The organism is Paenarthrobacter sp. RAF54_2, from assembly GCF_052113945.1.
Classification (GTDB): Bacteria; Actinomycetota; Actinomycetes; order Actinomycetales; family Micrococcaceae; genus Arthrobacter.
Genome location: NZ_JBFRDV010000015.1, coordinates 203,409 through 210,381 on the forward strand (window position 1 = coordinate 203,409; position 6,973 = coordinate 210,381).

Genomic DNA, 6,973 nt, shown 5'->3' on the forward strand with positions numbered 1-6,973 from the left:
CAGCCCTTGTGACCGGGCGGGCTACATCCGGTTCTTGGTTTTGGCCGTGGCTAGTGCCGTCCACGGATCTTCGGGCCAGGGATGCCTGGGGTAGCGCCCACGCATCTCTGCCCGAACCTGGGCGTAGGGCCCGGACCAGAACGATGCGAGATCACCTGTCACCGCCAACGGCCTGCCTGCGGGAGACAAAAGGTGGAAAAGCACCGGCACCTTTCCGCCAACAAGGCGAGGCGTGCTGTCCCAGCCGAAACATTCCTGCAGCTTGACCGCCACAACCGGGCTGCCGCCGTCGTGCTCCGTATCCTTTCGATCGGAGCCGTCAAAGCCCTCAGAGACCTCCGGGTACTCGATTCGCACCCTCGAGCCACTGGGTACCTGAAGACGCTCGGGCACCAGGCTGTCCAAGTTGGAAGCCTCGGGCCACGGGAGCAGGCGCCGAAGTGGATCGCTGAGGTCAATGGCGGTGGCCGGGGTGCCGGTGGACATGGATTCGAGCTCCGGGGCAAGCCAGTCATCCAACCTTGCCAACAACGCGGATTCGCTGACATCGGGCCACGGATCGCCCAGCTCCCGGTGTAACAGAGCCAGACGCCGGCGCAGCGCATCCGCCGCAGCGGACCACCCGATCATCGAGAGTCCTGCCTTTTCCAGTGCAACCGCAACAGCCTCACGGCCCTGCTCTACGCTGGGGCGCACGGGCGTCGAGGACAGCACAAGGGCTCCCAACTTCCGCTCAAGCCTGGCGGTCACCCGCCCTTGGGCGAAACGTGCTGTTACCTCCTCGATCAGGAGCTCCGGCGCCGCGGCGGCCGCCAGCTCTGCGGACAAGGGCGCCGCCGATCGGATCACGGCTCCCGTTCCCGCCGCATCCCTGCCTTGGGCGCGGGAAACCTCCGCCACGGCCAACCAGTCATGCCCGGCCAACGAGCTACCCGCAGGCAGACCAGCTCTTGTGCCCGAGGTCAGCAGATACGTTGGTGCCCCTTGGCCGGGAACCCGCCTGGCAATACGGTCCGGGAAGGCCAACGCGACGACGAACCCCGGAGCCTCCCGCGCTGAAATGTCCAGTGCCTGTCGTTCATCAATGCTTTGTTGATTGGCGATGCCCAAAGTTTCCTGGCGCGCGATCGATTCCATCCGCTTGACGTCTTCGGCGAATCGTCGGGCTGCCGGGTCTGATCCGGAACGAACTGCCGCCAAGAGTTTTGTGAGGTCGGCACCCGGTGCGCGTTGATCACCGGCTACCAGTGCCACTGTTTCAGCGGCAAGGCGACGGCCAACCATCGCTGAACCGTCCAGCAGCGCCCGGGCGAGCCGGGGGTCTGCAGGGATCTTCGCGAGCGTCCTGCCCACGTCCGTGACAGTTCCTTCCGCGGTCACCGCACCGAGTTCCCGAAGGACCTCGACGGCGTCATCCATTGCCGCACGAGGTGGTGCGTCGGGCAGTGCAAGCCCACGGCCCCCGGGTGCTCCCCAGCAGGCGAGCACCAAAGCAGCACTGGTGAGGTCGGCCACCGAAATCTCAGGGGTTTGATGCGCTGGCGCGGCGGCGAAGGCCTGCTGGTCGTAGCACCGAACCACCCTGCCTGGTCCCTGGCGTGCTGCGCGGCCGGCCCGCTGCTCGGCCGATGCCTTTGAGCAGGACACTGTGACCAGCCCGGACATGCCCCTGCCCGAGTCACGACGCGGTTCACGTGACAGGCCGGAATCAATGACGAGCCGGACGCCTGGCACTGTAAGTGAGGACTCGGCCAACGCCGTTGACACAATAATTCGAGGAGGGTCGCCGGGTTCCCTGCCTGAAACTGCCCGATCCTGGGCGTCCGCACCGATCTGGCCGTGCAGCTCAAGTACCTCGACGTCGGCCCGGACCAGCCCGCGGAGCCGGCTGGCGACGTCGGACACTTCACGCACGCCCGGGAGGAAGACCAGCGCGTCAACGTCGGGGTCATGTATGAGGGCCTGCTCATGCGCGGCCACCGTTGTTGCGGCAACATGATTGAGGAAGCTGTAGGCAACGCCGCGCTCGTCCAGGCGCGGACCTGAGGCAGGAATCCAGTCGACCTCCAGGGCATGGAGCACGGAAGGACAGTCGACGACGGGAGCCGGCGTGCCGTCGTCGGCCTCCCCCAAGCCGGTTCGCCCCGCCCCGGTTCGCCCCGCCCCGCTTCGCCCCGTCCCGCTTCGCCCCAGCAGGGCGGCGAAACGCGTGGCGTCAACGGTCGCCGACATGGCCACCAGTGTGAGGTCGCCACGGAGTTCCTGGACTTCCGCGAGCATGCCCACGAGCAGGTCGGTTTCGAGTCCACGCTCGTGGACCTCATCCAGGATCACCGCTTGCGTTCCCTCGAGTCCGGGATCAGCCAGGAGGCGCCGCAGGAGAATGCCGGGAGTGACGAACTCCACCACAGTGTCCGAACCAGCGATGCTTTCGCCGCGGACTGTATAACCCACCCGACCGCCCAGACGGCTGCCGTCGAGTGAGGCAAGACGGCGGGCCGCTGAACGCGCGGCCACCCTGCGCGGTTGGGTGACGACGACGCGCGGCTGGCCGGGGTGCCTCTCCCCCACGAGATTGGCCAGCAGTGGAGGAACCAGGGTGGTCTTTCCCGTCCCGGGCGGTGCCTGGACGACCACCGTTCCGCCGTCGCCCTGGCTCTCCAAAGCGGTGGCGAGCCTTCCCAACGAATCAGCGAAAACCAGTCCTGCGCCGATGGTGTCCAGTCTGAAAGTCACCACACCATTGTCCCTGCTTGCCAGCACTAAAAAGGCCACGCCTCCTCGGTGAACCTGACGGCTGCGAGGAGGCGTGGCCCCTTCAACGTTATTGCTCTTGGATCGGTGTGCTAGCCAATGGTGGACGTGTCAATCACGAAGCGATAACGCACATCGGAAGCGAGCACGCGCTCATAGGCTTCATTGATCTTGCTGGCAGGGATGACCTCGATCTCAGCACCGAGCCCGTGCTCGGCACAGAAGTCCAGCATCTCCTGCGTTTCGCGGATTCCGCCAATCATGGAGCCGGCGAACCTGCGGCGCCCACCAATGAGCGCGAAAGCATTCACGGGCAACGGCTCGGCGGGTGCACCAACGTTCACCAGCGTGCCGTCAAGGCTCAGCAGTTGCAGGTAGGCGCTGATGTCGATGGAGGCGCTGACCGTGTTGATGATGAGGTCAAACGTCCCTGCCAGCTGCTCAAACGTGGCCGGATCACTGGTGGCGTAGTAGTGGTCTGCGCCCAGCTTCAGGCCGTCTTCCATCTTCTTCAGGGACTGCGAGAGGACCGTCACCTCGGCACCCATGGCGTGGGCAATCTTGACGCCCATGTGGCCCAGGCCGCCCAAGCCCACGATCGCGACCTTCTTGCCAGGACCGGCCTCCCAGTGATGCAGCGGGGAGAAGGTGGTGATGCCTGCGCACAGAAGCGGTGCGGCGACGTCGAGGTCCAGCGCTTCAGGGATGGTGACGACAAAGTCCTCGTTCACGACGACGTTGCTGGAGTATCCGCCCTGGGTAATGGTGCCATCACGGTCAACCGCGCCGTAAGTGCCCACGTTGCCGTTGAGGCAATACTGTTCCTCGCCCGCCAGGCAGTTCCTGCACTCTTTACATGAGTTGACCATGCAGCCAACACCTACGCGGTCGCCCACTTTGTGCTTGGTGACCTCCGGACCGACTTCGGTAACGATGCCGGCAATCTCGTGGCCGGGGACGAGCGGGTACTGCTGGGGACCCCAATCGCCCCGGACAGTGTGGATATCCGAGTGGCAGATACCGGCGAATTTGATGTCAATGTGGACGTCGTGAGGTCCAACTTCGCGACGTTCGATGGTGGTCAGGGTGAGGTCGCCCGTGGCCGAAGGTGAAGCATAAGCGTTAGCGGAAGGCATGTTTCTCCTGCGTGATGAAGATTAGTGGATGCTTCCATCTAACCCTCTTTTCCAAAATGCAAGGAGTTACTGCTGTTAGGGGTAATGACAGGGACTCCCTTGGAGGGCCAAAAGCCATACCGTTGGAACCATGGACAACAGGACCGAGACGCGCGATTTCCTCTCTACCCGAAGAGCGAAGATCACCCCCGAGCAAGCTGGGCTGGCCGCCTATGGCGGCAATCGGCGCGTCCTTGGGCTCCGCCGCGGCGAAGTTGCCATGCTTGCAGGCGTCAGTGTTGAGTACTACACCCGTTTGGAGCGGGGGAATCTCTCAGGCGTCTCGGAGAGCGTCCTCGAAGCACTGGCCAACGCCCTGCAACTGGACGACGCCGAACGGGCACACCTCTTTGACCTCGCCCGTGCGGCCAACGACGGCGGTCGGTTGCGGCGTCGTCCGGTTCGGAAGCAGTCCATCCGTCAGGGTGTCCAACTCACCTTGGACGCGATCACGCATGCGCCGGCCTTCGTCCGCAATGGCCGGCTCGATATCCTCGCTACCAACGCTTTGGGCAGGGCACTGTACTCGGACAGCTACGACTCCCCTTCCGGGCCGCCCAACCTTGCCCGTTTCCTCTTCCTCGATCCCCGCAGCCATGACTTCTACACCGATTGGGAACGGGCTGCGAACGACACCGTGGCCATCATGCGGACCGAGGCCGGGCGTAACCCCTACGACCGTGGACTCACCGACCTCGTAGGTGAGCTGTCCACCCGCAGCGAAGAATTCCGTGTTCGATGGGCGGCGCACAACGTCCGGCAGCATTACACCGGGAAGAAGCAGTTCAGGCATCCAATCGTCGGGGACCTGCACATGCTCTACGAGGCGTTTGAGCTCTCCGCCGACGACGGCCTGACCATGACCATCTACAACGCTGAGCCTGGCACCGGAACCGAGGATGCCCTGCAGTTACTGGCGAGTTGGGCTGCAACCACCCTCGCGCCTGAACCCTGCACGTCTGAATTCGGCCACGACCTTCGCAAGACGAACCGCAACTAATTCTGGAACGACAAAAGGAACCATGGACATTACCCCCAAAACCACCAGCACCAAGGGACCGTCAGAGCTCTTCACCGGCGACGTCTACTTCGACGTCATCGCCAAGGGAGACGAGCCCTCCCGACTGCGGGTGAACATCGTCCGCTTCGCTCCGTGCGCTAGAACGGCGTGGCACACCCACGCGGTTGGACAGACCCTCCATGTGACGGACGGTGTAGGCCTGGTTCAGGCACGCGGAGGCGAGGTTAAGGTGATCCGTCAGGGTGACACCATCTACACCCCGCCGGGCGAATGGCACTGGCACGGTGCTGCTCCGGAGCATTTCATGAGCCACCTTGCCATGTGGGAAACCACCGGAGCCACCGACGGTTCCGAAACTACGTGGGGCGAGCTAGTGACAGATGCGGAGTATGGCTATCCGGGCTGAGGGCTTTTAGCGGGCTTCCTAAAATGTCAGACCCCAATGAGAGGGTTTATTCATGGGAAGTATTGGGGAGATGTTGGCGCGTCGGGCAGTGATGTCTGGCGCCGCGTTGCGCCCCCGAGGAGTTTCCCGAGCAAGCCACACCATGTCTGCCCACGGCCAAGCCGGCCGTGAAAGCCCGACGGCGGTAGTCACCAATTCGGACAACCCCAGGGGCATTTGGCTGCTTCGCGGCATTGAACCAGGGCCCTTCTCTGACCCTGATGAAGTGGACCCTGAGGTCCGCCCTGTTTCCCTGTTACTTGACGGTTCCCCTGGGCGCAGCGTTTCCCAGGGAATTACGGGTGCGCTGGGACTTGAGGGGGCGCTGGCTGACAGCGTTGAGGCGTTGGAATCCCTGCGTTCCTTCACCGTAACCGGTGCCCTGGTATTCGGGTTCACCGAGGCCGCGGGGTTCGCCGGGCGGGTGGAGGAGATTGCCCGGACCGTGGAGTACCTGCAGGTTGTCGCGGCGCACGCCGTGGAGCGGACCCGCACTCAAGCCCAGCAGTCGCGGCCCTCCTCCGCGGCGGGCGCGGGATGGCAGACAGGCTGGACCGACCCCGGAACCACACACCCCGCGGCCCCGGCCGCAGGACCAAACCCGGTTGCTTCGGCGGACGCTGCTGCGGTGGCGGATGACGGCTACCGGAACGCCGCGGAATTCCTCCGCGCCAGCCTGCGGATCAGCAAAAGCGAAGCCAACCGCCGGCTCGCCCTGGCCGCCGAGGTCCTCCCCCGGACCGGAATCGCCGGGCAACACATCCCGGCCCGCCGCGAAATCCTCGCCCAGGCCCTCGAAACCACACAGATACCCACCCGGTCCGCGAGAATCATCAGCGCCGCCCTGGACAAAGTACGCCTCCTCACCGACGACGACACCCTCACCCGGATGGAACACGCCCTCACCGCAACAGCAGTGGAAACCGACCCGGACTTCGTCACCAAAATGGCCAAACGCTGGGTCGATTCGATCGACCAAGACGGTCCCGAACCCAGCGAAGAAATCCTCCGCCAACTCCAAGGCGCGTTCTTCCGCCGCCGACGCCGCCACGGGCTCCACCACATCGAAATCTTCGCCACCGCCGAACAATACGAAACCCTCACCACCGCCATGAACGTCGCCACCAACCCCCGACTCACCACGGATAGTAATCCCACCGGACCGGATCTGGACCGGCGTTCCCGCCCCATGAAACTCCTCGACGGACTCGTCGGAGCCTGCGCCGTCGCCATGACCACCGGGAAACTGCCAGCCAACGGCGGACTCCGCCCCCAAGTCACCCTCACCATCGACGAACGCGACCTCTTCGAACGATCCACCGACCACCAACGACTCAGCACCGGCACAGCAACGTTCGTGGGCCCGATGCACCCCAACACCATCCGCAAAATCGCCTGCGACGCCGACATCCTCCCCGTCCTGCTCGGAACCGACTCCCGCGTCCTGGACATCGGCCGCACCACCCGGATCTTCCCACCCCACATCCGCAAAGCCATCACCGCCCGCGACGGCGGCTGCGCCTTCCCCGACTGCACCATGCCCGCCCCCTGGTGCGAAGCCCACCACATCACCTACTG

Annotated in this window: 5 protein-coding genes; 3 read left to right on the forward strand and 2 right to left on the reverse strand. The window is 64.5% G+C overall.

Translation table 11 applies throughout. The features are described from left to right. Positions 1-21: 21 nt before the first annotated feature. Together AB4Y87_RS16805 and AB4Y87_RS16810 are read right to left on the reverse strand one after the other, a co-directional pair. Positions 22-2,763, reverse strand: coding sequence for an ATP-dependent RNA helicase (locus AB4Y87_RS16805; RefSeq protein WP_442005453.1), 2,742 nt, complete (start codon positions 2,761-2,763; stop codon positions 22-24). A gap of 83 nt (positions 2,764-2,846) precedes the next feature. Continuing rightward, a complete protein-coding gene (locus AB4Y87_RS16810) occupies positions 2,847-3,890 on the reverse strand; it encodes an NAD(P)-dependent alcohol dehydrogenase (protein ID WP_442005442.1) in 1,044 nt (347 codons plus the stop codon). A gap of 130 nt (positions 3,891-4,020) precedes the next feature. Here AB4Y87_RS16810 and AB4Y87_RS16815 point away from each other — a divergent pair, with 130 nt between their 5' ends. The 3 genes from AB4Y87_RS16815 to AB4Y87_RS16825 form a co-directional block, all read left to right on the forward strand. After that, complete coding sequence (locus AB4Y87_RS16815) at positions 4,021-4,929, forward strand: helix-turn-helix transcriptional regulator (protein WP_442005443.1); 909 nt, start codon at positions 4,021-4,023, stop codon at positions 4,927-4,929. 22 nt (positions 4,930-4,951) lie between these two features. Beyond that, positions 4,952-5,356 (forward strand): (R)-mandelonitrile lyase, encoded by a 405-nt coding sequence (locus AB4Y87_RS16820; protein WP_442005444.1) that lies wholly within the window; start codon positions 4,952-4,954, stop codon positions 5,354-5,356. 142 nt (positions 5,357-5,498) lie between these two features. Next, a partial coding sequence (locus tag AB4Y87_RS16825) for a DUF222 domain-containing protein (protein ID WP_442005445.1) occupies positions 5,499-6,973 on the forward strand: 1,475 nt, incomplete at its 3' end.

Excerpts from the sequence above, each read along its gene's own strand:
- AB4Y87_RS16810 (WP_442005442.1), bottom strand. The coding sequence starts at position 3,890 with ATGCCTTCCGCTAACGCTTATGCTTCACCTTCGGCCACGGGCGACCTC.
- AB4Y87_RS16815 (WP_442005443.1), top strand. The coding sequence starts at position 4,021 with ATGGACAACAGGACCGAGACGCGCGATTTCCTCTCTACCCGAAGAGCG.
- AB4Y87_RS16820 (WP_442005444.1), top strand. The coding sequence starts at position 4,952 with ATGGACATTACCCCCAAAACCACCAGCACCAAGGGACCGTCAGAGCTC.